Genomic DNA, 22,608 nt, shown 5'->3' on the forward strand with positions numbered 1-22,608 from the left:
CTTCCATTTTCAACTACAAAGAAATTTTTATTGCCGCTGTAAATTTGCAGTGTTCAAAAGAGAACAATTAAACAAAAATAAAAATTAAATAGAAATATCATGAAAAGACAAATAGTAATGGCAGCCTTAACTTTCGGAGCAATCATATTAGGAACTAACGCTGTACATGCACAGAATACGACTGCAACAACAACCGTAAACATCACCCTGAACGATGTCATCTCTATTGATGCGGGAAGTACTGCAATCGGAAATACGGTAGACTTCAACTACGCTACTGCAGCAGATTATAACTCTGATCAGACGATTACTAAAGCAAACTCTTTAAAAGTGACCTCAACGAAGAACTTTAACGTCAAAGTAAAAGCAGGAGGTGCAAATTTCATGAATGGAACCAACTTGATCCCTGTAAATGTTTTGACGATCAAAGCCGCTACAGCTGCCGGAACGATGGGCGGAACAAAAACCGCTGTCGTTTTATCTGCAACGGATCAGACTTTAGTGTCAAATGCTCCTCTGGGAAGCGCATTAACCTTGAACCTGGATTACACGATTCCTGCATCGAAATCATCTTCTGCAGATATTTTAGGTAAACCAGCTGGAACGTATACTCAAACAGTAACTTATACTGCTACCGCTTTATAATAAAATTTTTTAAGTTTATAAAGGTTCTTTAGTACCGTTTTCAGTAGTTTTGGGAATCTTTTATTTTTAAACAATTTACACCATGCACAAGTTTATTCACCTTTTCGTTTTCCTTATCTTCACAGCTGCTTCTCAATCTCTGGCACAAAGTATCTCGATGTCGCCTACACGTCTGTTTTTCACAGGTAATCCAGGAGAAAAAGTGACACAGACAGTAACGCTTCAGAACAGCTCAGACAAGGATTATGTTTTTAATCTTAATTATAAAGATTGGATTAGAGATGAAACCGGAAATAAAGTTTATCTTGACGCAGGCAGTTCAAAAACTTCCAATGCCGCTTGGGTGTCCACCTTAGAAAACTCTGTAACAGTTCCTGCCAAAAGTACAAAAGAGATTGTAGTAACCATGCAGATTCCGGCAGAGGCATCGAAGTCAGGTGTTACAAACTGTATGCTGTTTTTCACGCAACTTCCACAGCAGGCAGATCAGGCACGTATTCAAAACGGTATTGGTATTATTACCTTATTTGAGGTTGGGCTTCATATTTTTTATACACCATCTGGGAACCAGGTAAAAAGCCTGGATATTACAAATATTGCAGAAGTTTCTGGTGAAAATGCAGGAAGCAGAAAAGTCGCAGTAAGCATCCATAATGATGGAAACACGATCAATGATGCGACCGTTGAATTTGAACTGACCAATACAGACAGTGGTAAGGAAATAAAATTAACTGCACTTTCAATCTCCATGCTTCCCAATACCGATCAGGTCGTTCAATTTTCTTTACCTGAAGGCATCTCAGGGAATTTCCTTGGCGTGGCTATTATCAAAATGGCAGGATCCAATGATTTACGGGTAGGCGAGAAAAACTTTAAATTTTAAAATTAAGTCTTGAAACCACAGAATGGAATATCGATTTTCATCCTAAGAAGAACAGTCTTCCTTATTGCATTTGTTCTTCTGCACTTCTCGTTTGCCTTTGCACAGGAAAAGAAGGATATCAAAATCTATTTTGAAAATGACAGTGTAGCTGTTGAAAAAGGTTCTACGTTTACTAATTTCCTGATCATAGAGAATAAAAGCTCTGAAGCGGTTAGTATTCAGAATATCATGCCTCATGAGAATTATCCGGGAATTCTTTTCTATCCTAAAAATGACTTCATCTTGGGCGCCGGTCAGTCTAAAAAGCTTCCTGTAAAACTGATCGCCAATGTGGATTTTATGAAACTAAAATCGAATGAGATTAAATTCCAGCTTTCATACATTACCTCAACGGTCACAAAAACTGAAAGTGACTCGTTTTTTGTTCAAAAAGATGAGAACAAAAACATAGCAATTTATACGGAGGCTTACGAAAATTTCATTAATCCTGCAGCGCCAAACTCTTCAATTCTAATAGTTGTAGAAAACCAGGGCTACAGCAAAAGAACCGTAAAAATTGATTTGCAATCTATTCCTGATGGCTTAGAAATGATGCCAAAACAACAGAATGTTTCTCTGGAAGCTTTAGAAAAACAAACGGTCGAGATCAAAATTGTGATCAGAAAACAAAATACGCTTTTTCCGGAATTTAATATCAACGCAATCGCCACTGACTTGTTGAATAATGAAATCGTGGGAAGTAATACGCTCCGCTTACTGATTTTATCAAACAACAGACAAATTGCCAAGGGAACCGAATCGGTGAGCGGAAGCAATTTTGCGGAAATGAGCTATAACGAAAACAGTTCAGGTTTCAATTATCTTCAATTGAGAGGAAACACAGCGTTTCAGATGACAGAAAATGTGAAATCACGGTTCAACATCGGTGCAGATTACTTTTCTGAAGGCGGCCGTTATAATCTATATGATACCTGGCTGGAACTGGAGAGAAAAAATACTAAATTACGTTTGGGTAACGTAAATAGTAGTGATTATGAATACCCGGTTTTTGGAAGAGGTGCGAAATTTTCAACTCAAATTGCTAATAATAAACAAGTTGAAATTCTTGCACTCGAAAATAATTATAATCTGTATGGTACTTATTTCCAACAAGTTCAGGGATCTTCTATTGTGGGTGCAAAATATGGTTTTGGGAATACTAAATCTTTCAGTGGAAAAGTGTCTTATATATTCGATCATGATCCGCGTTTACACGTAGATACCCAGCTGGCGAGCACGGTAACATCATTTTTAATTAACGAAAAACACACAATCCGCACAGAGGTGGGTTTGAGCCACGAAAAAGGTCTTTTGAACCAAGATGAAAATGCAGGAGCCTTAATGGGAGCCAATTATGAGGGAAAAATAGGGATATGGGATGTACAATCCATTAATTCTTTTGCTACCAAAAGTTATGCAGGGATCAAAAGAGGATCTTTTTTCTCAAATCAACGAATCAGTCGTCAGTTTTCTGATTCTCAGCGTGCGTTTTTACAATATCAGAATTCGCAGGTGGATCCTGAATTCCTGAGTTACCAGAGTTCACCAATCCAATCTGAAACAACTAATTTGCGTTATTATTTTAACAGTACAGAAGCGTTGGCATCAGGGTATCAGTTTTCTGCAAAGAATTGGAATTTTCTGGTTTCTCCTAAAATTGAAAAGCAAAAAACAGCTAATTTTCAGACATCGCACGAACTTTTTTCTTACCGATTGGAGGCCAACATCAGTACAATAATGGGATCCCATGGATTAAACTTGACAGCGGAATATTCTTATTCAAAAGAGGATAATAAGACAGATTGGTTTAACAGTTTGAAAACAACTTTATCTTACAGATATAAATCATTCTCCCTCAACGGAACAGCCCAATGGAACGCGACCAATGTTTTTGATTTAAATTCTTATTACGACGTAGACCGTAATTTTGCCAACTACAATGTATACGCCTCTTATAATTTGCAGATGTTTAATGATAATCTGATCGGGTCTTTCTCAGCCGGAACTTTCTATTCTGAACTTTATAAAAATTTAAATACCAATGTCACAGGTAATCTGGAATATAAGATTTCGCCTTCATGGTCAAGCACAGGTTATTTCAATCTTTCCGGGTATAAATCTACGGCTGAATATGCAAGCAGTGGAAGCTATTACCAGTTCAGATTGGGGATTAAAAAATATTTAACTACAGCCACGGCTTTGGGAAATCATAAAGTGACCTTCCAGTTCTTTGAAGATAAAAATTTCAATGGACTTCTGGAGTCAGGCGAACCGGTATTCGCCAATGAAATTGTAAAGCTGGACAATTATGTTGCGATGACGGATAAAAATGGAAAAGTAATTTTTCAAAATGTGCCTGAAGGTATTTACACACTGAAGGTGAACGAAAGTGCGGGTGCAAGATTGATGATAGATCCTGTAATGATGGTTACCAGCAATATCAACCGAAAAGTGGGCTTGGTAAAAAACCTGAGAATAAGTGGTAAATTAAAGGAGATCAAACAAGCCTACGATGTTTTGGAGACTGATGTAACGGGCATAATCGTGTATGCAAAAGGTGAAGATGGAGTGATCTCTACCGCCGTGGTCAACCAAAAAAATGAGTTTGAGTTTTTCTTGAAAGACGGAAAATACGAACTTTATATTGAAAACGATAAATACATCTATACTCAGCCCAGCCAGACTATTCTGGTTACGAAAGATGGCTATTCAGCAACTGTCATTTTTGAATATAAGAAGAAAGACACCACCATTAAGGTGAAAAAGTTTTAAATTTAGAAGTATGAAAATGAGGAGTTTTTTTTTAGCAGCAATTTTTATCGTGAGCTTGGGATCAGTCATGAAAGCTCAGGATGTGTATCTCTCTATCCCGGAAAATAATATTTTTAACAGGGTTGAATTTACCTCTGTACCTACAAGGTTAATGACAAATGCAAATAGAACAAACTGGGATTATACATTTTTTGGATTTGGACCGATAGCTCCAACATTTACCTCTACCTCCGGACCAACTTTTACGCACTCTTCTTCATTACTTACCTTACCAAGTTCTGTTCTTCTTTGGCAGTTAGAAAGTATGGGTGGTCAATTGCCATCTGTAGGACTTTCGGGTTCTTTACCAGGTTTTCAGTTCTTCAGTACAAGTTCTGTAAAATGGTTTGAACCGCCATCCACCAGTTTTGGGGGAGGATTCAACAGGGGAAATATCAATTTTACATTTAAAATTCCTGCCTCACAATTTGCATCCAATGCCTTCAAGGCAGGGAATTACTCCATGGATATTGCTCAGAATTATAACGACTTCACCCCACGTAATTTTAAAACAATTTTAGTCATTTCTCCATCCATAAAATGGGTCACAACCTCTTTAACGAAATATATAGAAATATCTTCTTTGAATGACTATCGCAGTACAGGCACGCGGGTGTGGGATCTAGGGAATACGGAAATCGCACATACGGTCGATTTTAATTTTTGGGCAAAAGCTGCGTCCAATAACGTTCAATTCACGTCTTCTAAAGGTGTTCCTGCAACCAGAAATATAGCAAGCATCAAATTGGGCAGTAATGGACCTAGTCTCACGACCAAGGCCTTATCAGCCAATTTTCAGAATTTTTCGGCGGGTAATCTAAATGTTGTAGAAGGAAATAGGAGTAGCTTCATTCCAGAGCTTTACGTATCTGCGGATGATTTTAAGAACTATTTTTTTGAAGCCGGAACGTATACATTTGAATTGAACCTCAATGCCAGAAGTACAGATAATTCAATCAACAGTCTTCAGAATACTGCTTTTCAGTTGAAGGTGCTTCCCCGGTCGGAAATCACCATCCCCAGCTCCGGACGAAATGTAAACTTCAATTTTAATACAGCAACCCTTTACGCCAATGGTCAGACCCAAATAATTCCAAACCAAATTACATTATCCAACAACGAAAGTTTTGAACTGTATGTAAAATCGGATGAAAATTATTTTAAAAAAAGTGGCCTCCAGACCAGCATCAATTCCAACATTTTACAGATTGGAATTGACGGAAGTTCTGTAATTGCACCCTTATCCAAAACTCCCCAAAAAATACTTTTTAACGGAACACCTGTTTTGGACCGGCAACTGAATGTAAGATATACCGTATCTCCTGCGGATGCCCAAAGTTTAGTGGGAAAAGAAAATAGTACGTACTCTATCAATGTCTATTATAGCTTTACCGCTATCTAATAATACTTTTTTACCCACTCTTCATGATAAACCATTTTAATAGCAATAATCATTTTTTGGATCAGCAAAATAATGATAAATTGACTTCCTTCGAAAAAAAATATACCGATATTTTTGAACTATTGGTGTATGCCGCTGCTAAGATGACTGGCACAGAGCTTTGCACCATGAGTATTATTTCGGACGGGCAAGTGTATGTTCTGGCTTCCAGTGATGCTTCCCATAACCAGATTTATCTTCAGAATCTTCGCTTTCAATTGGGTGATGAGACTTCAGTTTATGAGTTTAAGAGCGCGGAATTTAAATTTCATAGAAGTTATTCCATCCCGGATCTTGGAGACAATCTTGTTGCTCATTTAAATTTATTTGACAGGGAAAAGAAAAATTTGGACATAGCAGAGGAGGAGTTATTGAATAAGATACTGAATCAAGCGTCAAAATGGTATTTGTGTAATTCAGACGATGTTACCGCAAGAAAAAAAACGGAGAGTGAGATCTTACCCGCAAAAGAATCAGCAGATCAAGCTTATGTTTTGAAATCTGAGTTTGTGGCCAATATGAGTCACGAGATCAGAACCCCGTTAAATGGAATTATCGGTTTTACCGAGCTCCTTCTGGAAACCAGCCTCGATGAAACGCAGAGGCAGTACTTGGATGTTATCAACCAATCCGGAGTATCGCTATACAGCATCATCAACGATATTTTGGATTTTTCAAAATTAGATAAGCAAAAACTTCAGCTGAACCTTGATAAAGTTGAGATAGAGGAACTGGTTTCAGAAGCTTTCAATATTGTTTCGTATCACAATAATAAAAAACGGTTAGAAATACTCATTGATATTGATGATGCCATCCCAACGTACATCTGGACTGATACAATGCGCTTAAAACAGGTCTTTGTAAACCTTTTGAGCAATGCCCTAAAATTTACCGAGAAGGGGGAGATCGTATTATATGTTAAAGTTATAAACGATTTAGGAAAAGGAAAAAAGCTCATGCGGTTTGGAGTTCACGATACAGGTATTGGAATTAATAAGGAAAAACAGTCTGAAATTTTCGAAGCATTTTCACAGGAAGATATCAGTATTACCAAAAGATATGGCGGTACGGGTCTGGGACTGACTATTTCCAACCAAATCTTAGCACTTCTAGACAGTGTTTTACAGGTAGAAAGTGAACAAGGAACGGGGAGTGACTTTTTCTTCGATTTGCAGTTGGATACTGGGGAAGAGGAATATGATTTAAGCTTAAGCGGTATCAAAAAAGTTCTGATAGTAGACGATAATGAAAACAATCGGAATATTCTGAAAAGGATGCTGGAACGAAAAGATATTGAAGTAACGGAATGCGATAGCGGCTTGAAAGCAATACTTCTGATCATGGATAAGTCTGAATATGATGTGATAATTATGGATTATCATATGCCAATTATGGATGGGATTGAAACAATCAGAAAAATGAAAAATATAATTCCTGCTACTACTGATGCAGCGCCGTATATTGTTTTGTATAGTTCTTCTGATGATACTAATTTACAGGATGCGTGTGCTGAACTGGAGATAGAAAATCGACTGGTTAAACCGATTCGTATGAAACAGATGTACCAGATTTTGTCTACCTTAAAAAGTTCTCAAAAGAAAAAACCGGAGCAAATAAAAAATGTGGTAAATAAAGTCAGCACTCACGAAATAAAAATTTTGATTGCTGATGATAATGCTGTTAATTTGCTGCTTACTAAAACCTATTTAAAGGATATTCTTCCTCAGGCTATAATTATTGAGGCAAAAGATGGAGTAGAAGCAGTTGAAGAATACCAAAGAAATAGTTTAGATCTTATTTTAATGGATATTCAGATGCCGCAGCTCAATGGCATTGAGGCTACCAAAAAGATAAGAGGGATGGAAAAAAATATTGAAATTCCTATTATTGCGTTAACGGCGGGCAGTCTTCCTGGTGAAAAAGAAAAATGTATGCAAGCCGGCATGTCGGATTTTTTAACTAAACCTTTACTGAAGCAAACCCTGACGTTTATGATTCGGAAATGGTTTGGTAAAGAAATAGATAAAAAGTAAGGCAAATATCTGGCCTGAAAAAAAATATTCAAGTAAAAATTTTTATAGCGATACTTACGTGATGGATGATCTTACTAACGAACTACAGATAAAAGTAGAAAAGCTCGAAAACGAAATCAATTTCAAAAACGGACTGATCTCAATAATGTCTCATGACTCAAAGGAGATGTTTGGAAATTTTCTGTGGCTTATAGAAGCGCTGGAAGAAAAGACTATAAGTGAGGAAGATTTTCATAAGATGTTGCCCCACCTGAAAAAAGATGCTCAGAAAAACCTACGGACTGTGCAGGATAGCACAGCTTGGTTAAAAACACAATATGGCGACTTTAAAATTAAGCCTGTAAAAATCATGGTGATGGATCTTTTTCACCAGCTAGAAGAAAAATATGCTACATCATTAAAAGAAAAAAACATTAATTTTCTTTTCAAAGGAGATCAAAATGCAGTTCTTACAACCGATCGCCTGTTGTTAGAATACGTTTTAGATAAAATTTTCAATAATGCGATAAAATATTCGTTTCCTGGTCAAGATATTTATTTACAGCAAGTTTCGGTAAATAATCAGATTGTACTTTCTGTGGTTGATTCCGGAACGGGAATCGAACAAAAGTACTTATCTACGATTTACAGCTATGATAATCCCGTATTTCAGGGTACTGCTGGAGAAAAAGGTGTAGGATTGAGTTTGAAAATTGCAAAAAATTTCATATCCTTGATGCAGGGAAATATTGACATCATATCATCTGAAAAAGGAACCACTGTTTCCCTATTTTTACCTAACTTTAGTGAATGAAGGCTTTAAAATTAAATGTTCGTATTGTAGTAGCAGATGATCATGGTATCGTTCGGATGGGTTTGATTCAAACGGTCAAAAGACTCAAGCCGGAAGCGGTTATCTTCGAAGTGGAGGATTACAAATCATTGTATAAAGTAATTCTGAACGAAGAATTGGATTTGGCTATTATGGATGTTAATATGCCTAACGGTACAGTTCAGGAAGCGATAGATTATATAAAAATACATCAACCTGATTTAAAAATTCTCATATTCTCTTCGCAGGATGAAGAGTTGTATGGGATGAGATATTTAAAAATGGGTGCTGGTGGTTATCTTAGCAAGCAGAGTTCCACTGAGGTGATTGAAACTGCTTTGACAGCGATGCTCAGTACCGGCCGATATGCAAGTAACGATGTGAAGGAAGCTATCTTTTTAGAATCAATAAATGGTTCAACAAAAAAAACAGCTCTTGAATCTCTTTCAGATCGCGAGTTGCAAATTGCTAATAAGCTTGCAGAAGGTATACCCCTCAAAGAACTTTCAAATCATTTAAATCTCCACCAATCTACTGTTAGCACTTATAAAAACAGGCTTTTTGAGAAGCTGAAAATACGATCCATACCTGAACTGGTCGAGATACTAAGATTGTATAATCATTAAACATTTTTTTAGACGATAATCTTCCTCTGATAGTATTTTTGCTTATTTAATAACCAATAGTGCATCTGCAGGACACTCAAATGTTACAATCTATATAAAAAATAATAACATTATAATTTAAATTTTAATATTATTTAAAAACTTGTAAATCAGTTTTTTACATTTAAGCATTGCTCAATGTACTAATTTTTCATTAAAACAAATATTCTTTTTTAATGAGTAATAGATGTGTATAGAGAATTTCTCTGAATATAATTTGCATCAACTGGTAGAATACTTTTAAATGAATTTGAGTTTGTTAGCATCTTCTTCCAATACTGAGAAAAAATATTAAGGCATCAAAGCATATATACAATTTATGAAATATTAGTTTCGTAAATTTATTACAAATAACTAAAAGAACACCAATGATTAATTATTTGTGTTTTAGCTTATTATCTCAGTAATTTTAATTTGTAGGCGCAAGTTTCTTATTCGGTTTCAATGTAATTGGAGTAAATAAGTTGACCAAATTTCCATCAGGATCTCTAAATAATAGAGAATTATTTCCCCAAGGCATTATCGTTGGCTTTTGGACAATAAATGGTTCTAAAAAAGGTGCTAATCTATTATATTCTTTTTCTACATCCACAACCTTAAAATCAATAATTGCTGTACGGTTTTTAGCCGCCTGAGCTACACTATCACCACCGAAAAACTGAAGTGTATTAATACTTCCAATAGACAAAGTAGCTGTTTTCGTCTGTAATTCTGCGAAGTCAGGAGTAAAGCGTTTAATAGTCGCTTTTGTGATGTGTTCATAAAATTTTATTAAGGCCTCTACATCTGCAGTAATTATTCTAATAGATACTAAATTCATAATGTTTAATTTTCTGAAACAAAAATAAGGTGACTTTGTGACAACAGTCTGTCAGCATTTGGTGTTGTATTTGAATTAATGTAAAAAATATTTAAAAACATTTATGTAATATGGATTGCCGATATTTCAAAGATATTCTTACGAAAAGCAATTTTTTGATTGCACTTAAAATCGTACTTTTATTTCATTATGCGTTTAAAAATGATAGTCGGCATTCGGAAGGCAATATGGATTTTTAAAATTTAAAAAAACTGATATTTTTTTCTGATAAACATTATATTTACAAGTAAATAACAGTATCAAAAAAACGATTGCTTATATTTAGTGCATAAGACTAAGGATTTGGTGGATATGCGCTGTTGTATAACGGATATAAATAATTTGTCATTTTAAATGAAACGTGTACAAAAAAGAAAGAACTAAAAACCTAATAATGAAAAAAACTTCTATATTTATTATTCTTTTTATCTCAATACAGTATATATCTGCACAAAACATTACTGATTTCTTCTATATAATGCCAGCTGAATATTTAGACGACTTAAGCTATATTGAACGAAAACATTTAGTTTTAAATGGCTCATTGACCAATGATGATATGCACTATTCTTTGAATATTGATAAGAAAAATGGATATTTAAGACTAGAGCAATCATATACAGAAGGACAATCTGGTTATCAAATATTCGAAATCACATATTGGAATATTAAAAACAAAAAATTGATTGCTATTTCTTCTATCGGCGGAAGCAATGGTGGCTTTTCTCAAAATAATTTCAAATTCTTTGAGTATAGAAATAAAATACTTACAGAAGTGAAAACAGGATATTTAAAAAGTTATACAAATAATTTTGACGTATTTATGAATAATCTCGTTGGTGAATTCTGTATAAAATCTGTTAGTCAACATACAAAAGAGGAATTGGTAACATCACAGTTTACAATTGAATTGCCAAAGACCGGGAAAAATATTAATATATCATTTAAAGATAATTATATGTCAGCACCTGATTATTTTGAAAAAACTTATTCAAAATTTATAAAATTTAAAGAAAAAATATATGTTTGGAATATTACAGAAGAACAATTTGAATAAATATCGAACGCACAACAATAGTTTTGCGTCAGGCGGGCTTTTCTGCATCTATTTAAACCCGAAATCAAAGCCCCAAAACGTTATTAATGCTATCAAAATCTCAAAAAACAATTCGATATGTGCGTCCATTTGAGTACTTCGAGCTGAAAGTAATTATGCATCAAAATAATTTATATTTACTCAGTACCTAAATTGTACTGTTAAGATAATGATCCAGAAAGTGATAAATAGATTTACCAATAGCTATATTGTAATCACTTATAATTTTAAAAAATCTAAAGTTTCTACTCAAAGTCTAGAAAACTTATTTGATTTAATTTATGATATGGAAAATATAGAAAAGAATCTTGATGAAACAATAATTCTTTGTGAGATTTATAATCTGATTGGTTTAAATATAAAAAATAGAATACTTGACTGATTACCTCTAACAAAAAAGAAGATAAGATAAAGGTGGAAGTTCAAATCACATTAGATAGGGAGAATAGATATAAAAAACACTCGATATTATTACCGTGATTTGAGGGAAGCTAAAATTATAAAAGATCTTGAAAATCTCTTGGTTGCAGATTTTGTAATTTTGAATGAGGAAAAAATATTTAAAATAGAATTTACGAAAACAAGCCAGTTAAACATTTTCAACAAATATGTTAAGACAAAAGATATCTCTATTTATTCTGATGCAGCACCTAATAGAATCTGCCAGACAGCTTGATTTATTTCTTTCATTGGTAATAAGGTTGTAGAAAAGAGCTTATTGATTTTTACAATACAACTGAAAAAGTTCCGTGCTTGTACATCTTAAGTTTCATAAACTGACCCGCGCAAACATCGAACAATTAAATGGACAATCAGAACTGATAAATAATCGGTATAAATTGACTCTTAAAATCTCCTAAAGGATCACCAGGAATAGAGAGAAAGATTAAGACTTTGATCACGAGCCGGACGAGAGAGATTTAAAGAAGATGAAATTAGGTTTTACGCTTACATCTAAGTTTTTTTTCCAGTACTCCTTATAATGTATCAATCACTAAACCAACAGTTTTAGAAAGATGTCACTTTCTATCCAAATACTAAAACATAATGCGAATATAAGACTGTACCATAGGATATCAATTTGTTTACTTGGTTTTATCCAAAAAACTATAATGAAAAACAAGGGACAAGTTAAAAAATAGATTAGAATCGCTAATCCTAACGCAGCAAAAATATCGTGGTTAAAGTCATCCAATAACAATGTAATAATGTAAAGTAACAAACATACAATCAAAGGTAAGCTTAAACATAGAAGCCACTTCCATATTGTTTGAATTTTTAGCTTTTGCGGCGACTTGCGTCGATTGATAATGATCATAAAGACGACACTCACAAGCAGCAAAATAAGGACGCTTATTTGAATGCCCTTATTTCTGATGGTATCTGCGCGGGTATCGATTTTTTCAGATTTAATATATGTATTATTTTTATAATGTCGAATTTTTGTACGCTCTCCATTTACGAAGGTTATTTCGCGAATTGCCTGTCCATCACTATTTCTAAAAATCCAGACAGAATCTTCAATACCCATTTTATATAGACCTTCGATGATAATCTTTCCATTCTTCATCCTGATAAATTTTCCATCCAAACGCCCACCGTTGAAGGTGACATCATCCTCACCGTCAGAAGCTTTAATTTGTAAGGATGTTATTTGACCAGGAGTTATCAGATGTGTTGTATTGCCAAGCATCTGAGAAACCTTTTGATCCAAATTTTTAATTTCTTTATTCTTGTTGTAATCATCATTTTTTGAAGGTCTTTGAGAGATGCTGAGCTCATCGATTCTTACAACGAGTAACGAGCCAAATTTGTAGTATTGTAAACCATCAAAGTAGGTACTATCTGCAGGTACTTCTGAATTTAAAAGTATATACTGCGGTTGTTCTAGCCTTTGGATGTCTCGTGGCTTGCTCGTGGAATAAAATGAAAATAAGGAAACGGCTGCAATTAAGTAAGGATTTAACTTGTTTTGCCATTCCGAAGCTTGCAAACTTTTCATGTTACCCTTTAGACAGAACCACGCTTGAACTAAAACAGGTAATGTCAGAAGATCAGTACTATCTACGGTACGTTCAATTTGAAAAAAGTTTCTGCTGAAAAATTCAATGAATGATTGTGAATATCCACTCTTCCAATAAATAAAAAGTAGAGCAGTAGATATGAATATTCCTGCTTTATATTTTGGTAGTAGAGAAGACCAAAAAATTGAGAATATGAATAATCCACATATATCCGAAAGCTTGCCGGTGATAACATTATGATACGCGCCTTTTAGAAAAAAGTCATTCAGCAGCAATAGCCCCAAAGATAGGATAAATGGCAATGAGATAAGGGGGCTTAACCTTTCTTGCACAACGGAATATCTGGTTGGATTTTTCATTTTGAGATTGCAACATTATTAGTTGGTTTAAAATTAAGGTAAATTACTGATATTATTAGTGACGAGGTTAATATCTATAATCATGAAAATGCGTGTTTATCAAAGAGAAAATAGTAATTTTAAATGCAGTATATATTATGTTTACTGATTAGATTAGCTTTTATCTCTTTGCTGCCCATTTTTCATTTTTTTGCTAAGTATTGAGATAATACACTTTTTCAATGATTTGCTGATGAGCTTTTTTAATGCTGTGGTGTATAGTTTTTGGATTTAAACCTGAACTCTTTAACGAGCGATCAAATCTTCGGCTTTATTACTAATGATATAAAAATTAATAAAATATTCTTATAGTACTCACAGAATACTTCAAGAGAGTTTGTCTGAATCAGATTGAATTAAATCGTAAATTTGAAGGTAGGAATGACCTAAACAGAAGGTCGTGATAAATTTAAAAATCATTCTTAACCATAAGGTTAGATAAATTTACAAGGTGACTTATGAAGAAGAAAGACTGTATGTGACGGTGTAATCATGGCCTAAGTTATCACATATAAATCTTATGGGATTAACGGAATTCTAAATGAAATATTAATCGAACGTAAAAGTTAGCTATTCATAAAACTTAATCTCAAAAAAACACTCGATTTGTCTTCATAATTTAAATATTAAGATTAGCTTCACAAAAAGTTTAAAAACCAAATTGTCGCACTACGTAATTCTGAAAAATGTGTGTACACTAAACCATAACCTGCTCAAAAAAAAATAGAAAATAAATGAAAAAAATAGTTACATTTCTACTGATAATCTTAATACCTATTTCACTTTATTCACAGGAAACAGTAGTATTATCCCACGCACTCAAAATGTCTGACTTCATTGAGATAAGTTTAGAAATTGAAAATAAGCCAAATGGTAATTTTCACCTAATCAAAATTGATACGATTACTGTCACAGATCAAGTTGGACAACGACTTCCCGATAATTATATTCAAACCTTTTACAGAAGAGCAAACGTGTTGGCAAGGTACGAAATTGATAAAAAGAAAAAATACAAAGATTTTAATATTAAAGGTGTGATCAAGTATTTCAAGCCGTCAGAAAACAAAAAATCATATTTCAATTTGGGCAAAATTAAAAATTTTAAAAAAAATATTAATTTAATAGATAAAAGTATTACCAATAAAAACCCTAATATTTTATTTAGTATTGTAGATTCTGCAACTGTTGAAAAAGCACTTCCAAAATATCAATATAGAACAAATGATAGAGAAGGGTATAAAAGCATTAACTTTAGGAATTATGATCTGATTTATGCTTATAAAACTGACAAAAAACAAGACTTTGTCGTAGCGTTGAATGGAGAACTTGAGCCTGGTTTTGAAAGACTAACATTGTTAGATGAAAAGACGGGGATTCTTTATAAACTTATAAGGTTAAAAAGGGATATGACTAAGATCGAAAAAGATGAAATCACAATCGAATTGATGATTGAAAATGAAAATTCGATTACATTGATTCCCTTCGATTTCAGAAATGTTGAAGCAAAAAATTTATGAAAAAGCAGCTGCTTATCGTATATCTCTATAGTTCTGGTCAACAGTGCATTGTAACATCATTTTTTTCTGATTTAATTTGAAGGAAATTAAAAATTGATGCTTCGGATCGTCATCAGGGGGTGATCGTTATGCTATTTATATTGTTGGAGAAATACCACCTGAACCGCAAATTAAAAATCTTCATATATCGGCGACAGTTCAAGATACAATCAATATTTCTAATTTAAAACAAAATATTGGGATTAATGTGTCCTGAAGCCTCGTTAGCAAGAAGAACTACTTTACGGTTTAGCAATTTTGCTTTTTCTAATATTTTTAGTGCTCTCTGACGTTCAATTTCCTTCGGAATAACAACAGTGTTTTCTAATTTAGTAGTTTTGTTCATAGGTCTATTGCAAGGTATTGTCTGAAGCAATTAGTAATATAGTGCATAAAGCAGGCCAATGATCAATAGTTCGTTACCCTAAAAGATTTAAACTGCTGGTCATTTTTAAGACCACCAGTTTTTCTGTCATATTTTATATACTGGCCTTATTGTTTAAAATATCAATTTAAAAGTAAGGCCTTGCCATTTCATCAGCAGCAGCAAGGTTCTGAGCACGATTGCTGATGTCTGCTACTTGTAATGCGATTTTCAATTTATCCCTATCCAAATCCTGACAGTAAGCAGGTTCGCCGGGTTGCTGTCTCCAAGATTCAGATAGCGATCCACCGTCAATTGGATCAAATCCAATTTCATCAATAAGTTTCATCACCATACGTTTTTGTTCATTATTATCGCCGGCAATAGACAATGCTATCCTGTTTGAACTTTCCTTCGGTGAAGTTTTCTCAGCCAGACTTTGGGCAACAATATTATTAAATGCTTTGATCACCGGGTGACCGATAACTTTTGAAACCCATTCGCTGTCTGTTTTTCCATTGGAAATCTCAGCAATTTTTCCATCACGAGACGGATAATAATTTCCCGCATCGATAACTGTTGCTGTAGATGCTGATAGAATGTGGGACGGCAAATGTACCATTGCTCTAACAGGGATAGCGATGATAACAATTTCTTTTGCACTTGCTGCTGTCTCTACGGTAACTGCTTGGGCTCCTGTTTTCGATTCTAGTTCCGTTAAACTTTCCGGTCCACGTGAATTGGCAATTGAAACTCTGTGACCCAATTTAGTCAAATGTCCGGCCAGGGCACTTCCGATGTTACCAGAACCAATAATTCCTATTTCCATATTATTTTTATTTATTGTGATAATTTATTTAAAATTTGAATAATTTCATTTTTTTTGTGAAATTATTAATCTATTGATTGAATTTGAATTGTAAATATTTCGTTTTGAATTTTATTTCTTTCCGGACATGCTATTGATTGAACAAAGGTATCTTGTACATGGTCAAATTCGGGGATCAATTCCATATTGATCTAAAGCACCGAGATGCTCACGTAAAGTTTTGCCTTGATAATCATGATGAAAAAGTCCACGTTCCTGTAAAATGGGAACTACCTGATCAACAAAAGCATCGATTCCATCTGAATTGACATCTGGAGAGATCCAGAAGCCATCCGCTGCACCTGCTTCAAACCATTCCTGCATATGATCTGCGGCTTCGATACCGGGACCAACAATGACAGGATGATAATCGATCACTCCGTGGGCAAGGATATCACGGACACTCCAGCCTTCTTTTGCTATTTTTAATGCATTTACCGAACGAGGATCATAAGGCGATGGTCTCGCATTATCCAATAGTATTTTTAAGATCGGTTCGTCAAGCTGAGCCGCATTAAGGGGGATACCCAACATTTGTTGAAGGTAGCCTAACCTTTGTTGCAATGAATCCCCAGCTAACTGAATCCGACGGTCAAGTGCCGTACGCCTGTCTTTCGCAATGGTTGTCATCAATCCTGGAATATATTTTATTTCATTGGGATCACGGCCGAAGCTTTTTGCAGCTTCCCTGAAAGCATTTCGTTGAGCCCGTGCATCTTCAATCGTAAACGCCGCCCCAATAACTGCATTCGCATATCGTCCTGCCAATTGATGTGCATTTGGACTACCACCTGCATGAAATATGATAGGCTGCCCTTGTTCTGATGGTGGAATATAGAGTGGACCTCTTGAGCCTACAAATTGGCCTTGTAAATTAATCGGGGCAATTCGCTCTGTTTTTGCAAACTCTCCACTTTCCTGATTGTGCACCCACGCATCTCTCCCCCAACTTCCCCAAAGTGCCTGAACGAGCTGAACAAATTCGTGAGCTCTTCCATAGCCGTCTTTGCTTCACGGAATCGTTGTACCATAATTGGCGGCAACATCATTCCCGCTTGATGTAATGGCATTCCAACCAGCTCTGCCGTGGCTCATCACATCCAAAGCTTTGAACTGTCTTGCTAAATTAAAAGGTTCATTAAAGGTAGTGGATCCTGTAGCGACCAATCCTATGTATTCTGTCTCTCTGGCAACTGCTGCGAGGGTCATCATTACTTCTAAATTAAAGGCAGGAGATTCAGTTGCAATATCAGTAATTACTGCACCAGGGCCGTCCGGCAGAAATATAAACTGAAATTTACCACGTTCTGCAGCCTGAGCCTGTTTTACACGTGCATCAAAGCTTGTATAACTTTCGGGATCAACTCCAGGCATACGCCAGGCACCAGGTTGTGAACCGTAGCCGTTTCCGAGATGCAGACCGATAAGCATTTGCTTTATGCCGACAGAACGGTTATCTATTTCTTCTTCTACTGATTTCATTACCTAATTTTTGAAGTTAGATATACAGAGCACGGCTTAAACGTACTCCAAAATCAGCATCCGGGTTTGATCTGGGATCACTCATGCGCTCCATGATGGCTGCAACAGCTAAATCTCTTCGTAGCGGCAGACGCTCCCTCTCTGCTTTATCGATAATGTATTTCATCTGCGGTCAGATCTGTACAATAAACAGGAGCTCCGGGTTGCTGTCTCCATGAATCAGCTAATGAGCCTGTGTAATAAGCATCAAATCCAGTATCCTCTATCAATTTCTTTGTAATGTCCCGATCATGATCACGGTCAGCCGCAAAAGGGATTGCAATACGATCCGAAGCTCCGGAAAGTTTTCCATTTTTCTCGAGGGATTGAGAACCTATCGCATTCCAGGCTTTGGCGATCAAACGTCCTAACTGTTCTGTTACCCATACACTCTCTACTGACCCTTGGTCTATATTATCAATTATCATGTCTCTGGCAGGATAGTAATTAGAAGTATCTATTACCGTAACTTCTTCCGGCACTGATGCCAAAAGCGGTGCAATATCCGGTATCCTGTTTAAGGGCACAGACAGAATGATCACGTCCTTGTTGTGTACAGCATCTTGCGCTGTCAGAGCTTTTGCCCCTGTCTCTAACACAGCTGCATCAATATTTTCCGGGCCACTGGAATTAGCAACTGCCACGTTGTGCCCTGCTGCTGCTAATTTTAATGCTAAAGTTTTTCCGATATGGCCTACGCCTATAATTCCTATTTCCATACTATTTTATTTTATTGATGAATTTGTTATACAAAATTAACTTAAAAACGCTTTACTTTGTATAGTAGTTTCTTAAAGGAAAGTACATTTTTTCAAAAAGAATTTTTTATGGCAACAAAAAAACCTTACTTATCTTGCTTGGACAGCGTAAAACCAGTGCGTGATGCATTGGATGTAATCAATGGAAAATGGAAATTACCGATTATCATTTCTGTAGGTGTAGGCAATGAGCGATTTACAGATATTCAAGACAGTATCCCTGGGATTACACCCAAGGCGATGGCAAAAGACCTGAAAGAATTGGAACAACATAAGTTGATTGAAAGAATTGTTACCAACGATTATCCTGTAAAGATAACTTACAAATGGACGCCCTATGCGAAAACTTTAACACCCATCATTGATGCGCTTAAAGATTGGGGGACAAAACACAAGCAGGAAATAATGAAAGGTTAATAGAAATTAAATTATTTTATGCGCCTTCCAATGAATATTTTTATACTTTAAAAAGTCTCCAAAAAGGATTTTCTGTCAGATGAGTATGAGTAAAAAAAATCAGTATAAAATATGAAGCAGTTAAAATTTTAACATATGTTTTTTGCGTCACATCATATTGCAATAAGATCATACAGCTTACTGCGTAAAACAATTCAAGCTCGCCTTTGAACCACTTTAGAGTGGCAAAGAGTAATCATATTTAAAATCGATGAAATGTGCTAAATATGTTACAGGATCATTTTTATTCCAGCGTAATATAGCATTATGTAATATCTGCGTAAAAAGATAAAGGCATCAAACGAACTTGCTTAAAAAGATTACAGCTTGCTTCGTAAAATAGTGCAAGGTTGCACTTCAGCGAGTAGGAAAGTGGCCAATATTGCTTTCGATATTTTACAATACATTCTTAAGTTAGAAAAATAGAACTACTTTTTTGCAAGATGTGTGTTTGTACGTACAAACTTTTCAAGTTGTACTACAAAGACGATCTTGCCTTTTTTGCAAAAGGGGTGAAAAAACTGCGGAACTTGTTTTTTATTTTTATCAGAATTCTTATTAAGATTTCAGATTCACCCAAATCATTCGTTTTTAATCTTTAATATCTACACCTTAATCCAAACTGTTAGTTTTTAGACCAAACGCTTTGATTGCTATTGCTTTAAAGGATTTTATGACTCAATTTTGTCCAAGAAATTTTAATCAAAATACAAATGAGAAGATTCATTTATTTAATGTTGATGTTATTCACTATATTAATCGAGGGACAGGTCGGCATCAATACCCAGACTCCAGAAACAACTTTAGAGGTTTTGGGAAAACCAAATGATATCAATCATTATGACGGTATAATTCCCCCAAGAATTACAGGAAACCAACTCGCTGTAAAATCGTATTCCTATGCTAAAAAAGGAGCTATAGTATTTGTGACGTCTCCACCGACTACTCACTCAGGACAAGTTGAATATATTGTAGAATCTGGATTATATTTCTTTGATGGGATGTCATGGAGAGATTTTTCAAAAGAAAAGCAACCTGTTGAATATTTGATTTTCTTATCATTTGACCATAACAGTACTGCAGGAATTACATCGACGTCCAATTGGTCGATCCCGTTAAATTATTGGGGAAATAGTAATGCGTATCTGACATCTTCTAAAAACTATACAATAGGTACCAAAAACTTCGGAGGTTTAAAAGGATCTGTACTATTCAGAAAAGTTAATGGAATCGTTAATGTGAGGTTTCAAATATACAGGTCAAATGATTCATATCCCATAACCGGTAATGCTTTTATAAATATTCCGGACATATACATTGACATAGGTTATATTCCAAATCAGGTAGTATTACTTCATACAGAAAATTCAACACAATTTTTTCCTGCATTGCTTGAGAACTACGCTATTCAAATTCCTCAAAGTTCGTTAATAGCTATGTCCACATCGTACTACACTTATGGAGAAGTTCAAGGATATTCTAATTGGGCAAAACCATATTTACCATAAACACTTTTTTAAGTGCCATGGAAAAAGAAGTCCGCATTTTCATAAGAATTCAAAAGTATCGTAAAGAAAAATGGAAAAAGCTCTGTCTTACAAAGAAAATTTCTTTAACAACTTTAATCATCGATTCAGTTGAGAGCAGGATTTTAGATGATGAAAGAAAAACAATTTTACAGTTCATTGAAAAGCAGGACAACATCTTCAGGAAGATTGAAAACAATATCAATCAAGTTGCAAAAATAGCAAATGGACAAAAGTTTATCAGCGAAAAGGAACTCAGTTATTTTTCAATTCAGCTCAATGAAATAGCTAATTTAAAAGTACAACAGAATGAAATTTTTTTTAAAATCTATTCGTTGATTGCTGATGATCATTAAAATTTTAGGTTTATCTGGATCTGATTTCCACGGGGTAAAGTACAATGATAAAAAAGTAGAGAATGGGAAAGGAGAATTGATGTTATTGAAAAATTTTCCTTCGTTCATTAATGAATCTAGCAATCAACAACAAGTTAGAGATTATTTAAAATCAGTATCAAAAAATGAGAAGGTAAAAAAGCCGCAATTGCACGCTGTTATTTCAACCAAGTTTCAGAATCATAGCAAAGATGAATTGACCAAAGTGGCGGAAAATTTTATGGAAGAGATGGGATATGGAATGCAACCATTTATGGTAGTTTTTCATAATGATACAGATAATAATCACATACACATTGTTTCTACCAGAGTCGATAAACAGACCGGAAAGAAGATCAATGACAGTTATGAAAGGCTTAAAGCACAAAAAGCATTAAGCATTACAATGGAAAAATTGTATGGTCAGAAACCGGAAGAAGAACTGGAAAAACTGCTGAACTACAAAATAAGTTCGCTTAATCAGTTGGAAACTCTACTCAAAAGAAATGGATATAAGATAGGCAAAAACACAAATGATGAAAATTCTTTTAACATTTTTAAAAATGGGGTAATACAGCAAAAACTGGCAGCAAATCAGATTGTTTTCGATAACAGTCAAAATGATAAAAGGGCAAAACAGATCAAAGCCATACTAAGCAAATACAAAGAATTGTATTCCAATAAGGTTTTTAAAGTGGAAGATAAAAGATATCAAGAATCTATGCTTCCAAAAGAAAATTTACGAGAAAATGATTCAAATATGAAGATTGCCTTTGAAAGCGAGCTCCAAAAAAAGCTGAAAGATGTTTTCGGGATCGATATGGTTTTTCATCAAAAAGAAGATAAAAATCCTTTTGGCTACACCGTAATCGACCACAAAACAGGAAAAGTATATAAAGGAAGTGATATTATGAAAATAAATGAAGTATTTGAATTTACTTCTGATAAGCTAGATAAGAAGACTTTTGAAATACTGAAGGATTATAATATTCGTAGCCAGGAAACAAAAAAGATCCTGCTTGAATTTTTTAAGAAGAATAATACGGAAACACAGATCAAGGACTTTATGCTATTTGGAAACCGCGGTAAAAAAGATCTGGAAACCTACCGAAAAGTCCAGTTTGAAGTAAAGGACTTTATTAAAAATAACAAAAACACAAATGATGAAAAAAATATTTCAATTACCAAAGGAGAGGACGGAAAGATGTATGCGGTTCATACGCGGTTCCATTATATCGGAGAGCTACAATCATTAATTGGAGAAAAGGAATATCAAAAATTTCTGAATCCGATACAAGCAAATGAAAACCGAACTGAAAATAATGAAAGAAATGCTTTAAGCAAAGCTGTAAACGAAATGTTATTTGAATTATTAAACAGTTCAAGAACAGCAAAAGACCCTGCTGAAATAGAACTCAAAAAACGAAGAAAAAAAAGAAGATAAAGTTGGTGGTTGTCTGTTGATATAAAAAGAAGCAAA

Annotated in this window: 19 protein-coding genes and 1 pseudogene; 13 read left to right on the forward strand and 7 right to left on the reverse strand. The window is 34.7% G+C overall.

Features of this window, described 5'->3' with window-relative positions:
* Positions 1-99: 99 nt before the first annotated feature.
* The 7 genes from PGH12_RS01730 to PGH12_RS01760 all read left to right on the forward strand — a co-directional run bounded on the left by PGH12_RS01730 (position 100) and on the right by PGH12_RS01760 (position 9,289).
* Positions 100-645: a peptidoglycan-binding protein LysM gene (locus PGH12_RS01730; protein WP_267599928.1), complete on the forward strand. Its 546-nt coding sequence runs from the start codon at positions 100-102 to the stop codon at positions 643-645.
* 82 nt (positions 646-727) lie between these two features.
* On the forward strand, positions 728-1,528 hold the full coding sequence (locus PGH12_RS01735; RefSeq protein WP_267599929.1) for an Fn3-like domain-containing protein: 801 nt from the start codon (positions 728-730) through the stop codon (positions 1,526-1,528).
* 9 nt (positions 1,529-1,537) lie between these two features.
* On the forward strand, positions 1,538-4,339 hold the full coding sequence (locus PGH12_RS01740; RefSeq protein ID WP_267599930.1) for a hypothetical protein: 2,802 nt from the start codon (positions 1,538-1,540) through the stop codon (positions 4,337-4,339).
* A gap of 10 nt (positions 4,340-4,349) precedes the next feature.
* A complete protein-coding gene (locus PGH12_RS01745) occupies positions 4,350-5,780 on the forward strand; it encodes a hypothetical protein (RefSeq protein ID WP_267599931.1) in 1,431 nt (476 codons plus the stop codon).
* A gap of 23 nt (positions 5,781-5,803) precedes the next feature.
* The gene (locus PGH12_RS01750; protein WP_267599932.1) at positions 5,804-7,852 is read left to right on the forward strand and encodes a response regulator; all 2,049 of its coding nucleotides are present in this window, start codon (positions 5,804-5,806) and stop codon (positions 7,850-7,852) included.
* Positions 7,853-7,913: 61 nt separating this feature from the next.
* Entirely contained in the window at positions 7,914-8,645 is a 732-nt protein-coding gene (locus tag PGH12_RS01755; RefSeq protein WP_267599933.1) for a sensor histidine kinase, read from the forward strand.
* Complete coding sequence (locus PGH12_RS01760) at positions 8,642-9,289, forward strand: response regulator (RefSeq protein ID WP_267599934.1); 648 nt, start codon at positions 8,642-8,644, stop codon at positions 9,287-9,289. The genes PGH12_RS01755 and PGH12_RS01760 overlap by 4 nt, the downstream gene beginning before the upstream one ends.
* Positions 9,290-9,737: 448 nt before the next feature.
* Here PGH12_RS01760 and PGH12_RS01765 read toward each other — a convergent pair whose 3' ends face one another.
* Positions 9,738-10,148: a VOC family protein gene (locus tag PGH12_RS01765; protein ID WP_267599935.1), complete on the reverse strand. Its 411-nt coding sequence runs from the start codon at positions 10,146-10,148 to the stop codon at positions 9,738-9,740.
* A gap of 433 nt (positions 10,149-10,581) precedes the next feature.
* Between PGH12_RS01765 and PGH12_RS01770 the strand changes: the two genes are divergently transcribed.
* The gene (locus PGH12_RS01770) at positions 10,582-11,244 is read left to right on the forward strand and encodes a hypothetical protein (RefSeq protein WP_267599936.1); all 663 of its coding nucleotides are present in this window, start codon (positions 10,582-10,584) and stop codon (positions 11,242-11,244) included.
* Positions 11,245-12,277: 1,033 nt separating this feature from the next.
* Here PGH12_RS01770 and PGH12_RS01775 read toward each other — a convergent pair.
* Positions 12,278-13,666 carry a toxin-antitoxin system YwqK family antitoxin gene (locus tag PGH12_RS01775; RefSeq protein ID WP_267599937.1) on the reverse strand — a complete coding sequence of 463 codons (1,389 nt, stop codon included), beginning with the start codon at positions 13,664-13,666 and terminating at the stop codon, positions 12,278-12,280.
* Between the two features lie 863 nt (positions 13,667-14,529).
* On the opposite strand from PGH12_RS01775, the gene PGH12_RS01780 reads away from it, so the two are divergent.
* The gene (locus tag PGH12_RS01780) at positions 14,530-15,222 is read left to right on the forward strand and encodes a hypothetical protein (protein WP_267599938.1); all 693 of its coding nucleotides are present in this window, start codon (positions 14,530-14,532) and stop codon (positions 15,220-15,222) included.
* 223 nt (positions 15,223-15,445) lie between these two features.
* On the opposite strand, the gene PGH12_RS01785 is transcribed toward PGH12_RS01780, so the two are convergent.
* From PGH12_RS01785 to PGH12_RS01805, 5 genes and pseudogenes are all read right to left on the reverse strand, one after another.
* Entirely contained in the window at positions 15,446-15,607 is a 162-nt protein-coding gene (locus PGH12_RS01785; RefSeq protein ID WP_267599939.1) for a hypothetical protein, read from the reverse strand.
* A gap of 166 nt (positions 15,608-15,773) precedes the next feature.
* The gene (locus PGH12_RS01790) at positions 15,774-16,478 is read right to left on the reverse strand and encodes an NADPH-dependent F420 reductase (RefSeq protein ID WP_420710347.1); all 705 of its coding nucleotides are present in this window, start codon (positions 16,476-16,478) and stop codon (positions 15,774-15,776) included.
* 138 nt (positions 16,479-16,616) lie between these two features.
* Positions 16,617-17,027 carry an LLM class oxidoreductase gene (locus PGH12_RS01795; RefSeq protein ID WP_271286828.1) on the reverse strand — a complete coding sequence of 137 codons (411 nt, stop codon included), beginning with the start codon at positions 17,025-17,027 and terminating at the stop codon, positions 16,617-16,619.
* A gap of 51 nt (positions 17,028-17,078) precedes the next feature.
* Positions 17,079-17,975, reverse strand: a pseudogene (locus tag PGH12_RS01800) (LLM class flavin-dependent oxidoreductase); the annotation flags it as partial.
* A 146-nt stretch (positions 17,976-18,121) separates the two neighbouring features.
* On the reverse strand, positions 18,122-18,733 hold the full coding sequence (locus PGH12_RS01805) for an NADPH-dependent F420 reductase (RefSeq protein WP_267599941.1): 612 nt from the start codon (positions 18,731-18,733) through the stop codon (positions 18,122-18,124).
* A 108-nt stretch (positions 18,734-18,841) separates the two neighbouring features.
* Between PGH12_RS01805 and PGH12_RS01810 the strand changes: the two genes are divergently transcribed.
* The 4 genes from PGH12_RS01810 to PGH12_RS01825 all read left to right on the forward strand — a co-directional run bounded on the left by PGH12_RS01810 (position 18,842) and on the right by PGH12_RS01825 (position 22,572).
* Positions 18,842-19,189 (forward strand): winged helix-turn-helix transcriptional regulator, encoded by a 348-nt coding sequence (locus tag PGH12_RS01810; RefSeq protein ID WP_267599942.1) that lies wholly within the window; start codon positions 18,842-18,844, stop codon positions 19,187-19,189.
* 752 nt (positions 19,190-19,941) lie between these two features.
* Positions 19,942-20,736, forward strand: coding sequence for a phage tail-like protein (locus PGH12_RS01815; protein ID WP_267599943.1), 795 nt, complete (start codon positions 19,942-19,944; stop codon positions 20,734-20,736).
* A gap of 17 nt (positions 20,737-20,753) precedes the next feature.
* Positions 20,754-21,110, forward strand: coding sequence for a hypothetical protein (locus tag PGH12_RS01820; RefSeq protein ID WP_267599944.1), 357 nt, complete (start codon positions 20,754-20,756; stop codon positions 21,108-21,110).
* The gene (locus PGH12_RS01825; RefSeq protein WP_267599945.1) at positions 21,100-22,572 is read left to right on the forward strand and encodes a relaxase/mobilization nuclease domain-containing protein; all 1,473 of its coding nucleotides are present in this window, start codon (positions 21,100-21,102) and stop codon (positions 22,570-22,572) included. The genes PGH12_RS01820 and PGH12_RS01825 overlap by 11 nt, the downstream gene beginning before the upstream one ends.
* Positions 22,573-22,608 lie beyond the last annotated feature (36 nt).

Source organism: Chryseobacterium sp. CY350 (assembly GCF_027945075.1).
Lineage (GTDB): Bacteria > Bacteroidota > Bacteroidia > Flavobacteriales > Weeksellaceae > Chryseobacterium.

What these genes read in the sequence shown, in the direction of transcription:
- PGH12_RS01730 (WP_267599928.1), top strand. Translation starts at nt 100, where the DNA reads ATGAAAAGACAAATAGTAATGGCAGCCTTAACTTTCGGAGCAATCATA.
- PGH12_RS01735 (WP_267599929.1), top strand. Translation starts at nt 728, where the DNA reads ATGCACAAGTTTATTCACCTTTTCGTTTTCCTTATCTTCACAGCTGCT.
- PGH12_RS01745 (WP_267599931.1), top strand. Translation starts at nt 4,350, where the DNA reads ATGAAAATGAGGAGTTTTTTTTTAGCAGCAATTTTTATCGTGAGCTTG.
- PGH12_RS01750 (WP_267599932.1), top strand. Translation starts at nt 5,804, where the DNA reads ATGATAAACCATTTTAATAGCAATAATCATTTTTTGGATCAGCAAAAT.
- PGH12_RS01755 (WP_267599933.1), top strand. Translation starts at nt 7,914, where the DNA reads ATGGATGATCTTACTAACGAACTACAGATAAAAGTAGAAAAGCTCGAA.
- PGH12_RS01760 (WP_267599934.1), top strand. Translation starts at nt 8,642, where the DNA reads ATGAAGGCTTTAAAATTAAATGTTCGTATTGTAGTAGCAGATGATCAT.
- PGH12_RS01765 (WP_267599935.1), bottom strand. Translation starts at nt 10,148, where the DNA reads ATGAATTTAGTATCTATTAGAATAATTACTGCAGATGTAGAGGCCTTA.
- PGH12_RS01770 (WP_267599936.1), top strand. Translation starts at nt 10,582, where the DNA reads ATGAAAAAAACTTCTATATTTATTATTCTTTTTATCTCAATACAGTAT.
- PGH12_RS01775 (WP_267599937.1), bottom strand. Translation starts at nt 13,666, where the DNA reads ATGAAAAATCCAACCAGATATTCCGTTGTGCAAGAAAGGTTAAGCCCC.
- PGH12_RS01780 (WP_267599938.1), top strand. Translation starts at nt 14,530, where the DNA reads ATGTCTGACTTCATTGAGATAAGTTTAGAAATTGAAAATAAGCCAAAT.
- PGH12_RS01785 (WP_267599939.1), bottom strand. Translation starts at nt 15,607, where the DNA reads ATGAACAAAACTACTAAATTAGAAAACACTGTTGTTATTCCGAAGGAA.
- PGH12_RS01795 (WP_271286828.1), bottom strand. Translation starts at nt 17,027, where the DNA reads ATGTTGGGTATCCCCCTTAATGCGGCTCAGCTTGACGAACCGATCTTA.
- PGH12_RS01805 (WP_267599941.1), bottom strand. Translation starts at nt 18,733, where the DNA reads ATGGAAATAGGAATTATAGGCGTAGGCCATATCGGAAAAACTTTAGCA.
- PGH12_RS01810 (WP_267599942.1), top strand. Translation starts at nt 18,842, where the DNA reads ATGGCAACAAAAAAACCTTACTTATCTTGCTTGGACAGCGTAAAACCA.
- PGH12_RS01815 (WP_267599943.1), top strand. Translation starts at nt 19,942, where the DNA reads ATGAGAAGATTCATTTATTTAATGTTGATGTTATTCACTATATTAATC.
- PGH12_RS01820 (WP_267599944.1), top strand. Translation starts at nt 20,754, where the DNA reads ATGGAAAAAGAAGTCCGCATTTTCATAAGAATTCAAAAGTATCGTAAA.
- PGH12_RS01825 (WP_267599945.1), top strand. Translation starts at nt 21,100, where the DNA reads ATGATCATTAAAATTTTAGGTTTATCTGGATCTGATTTCCACGGGGTA.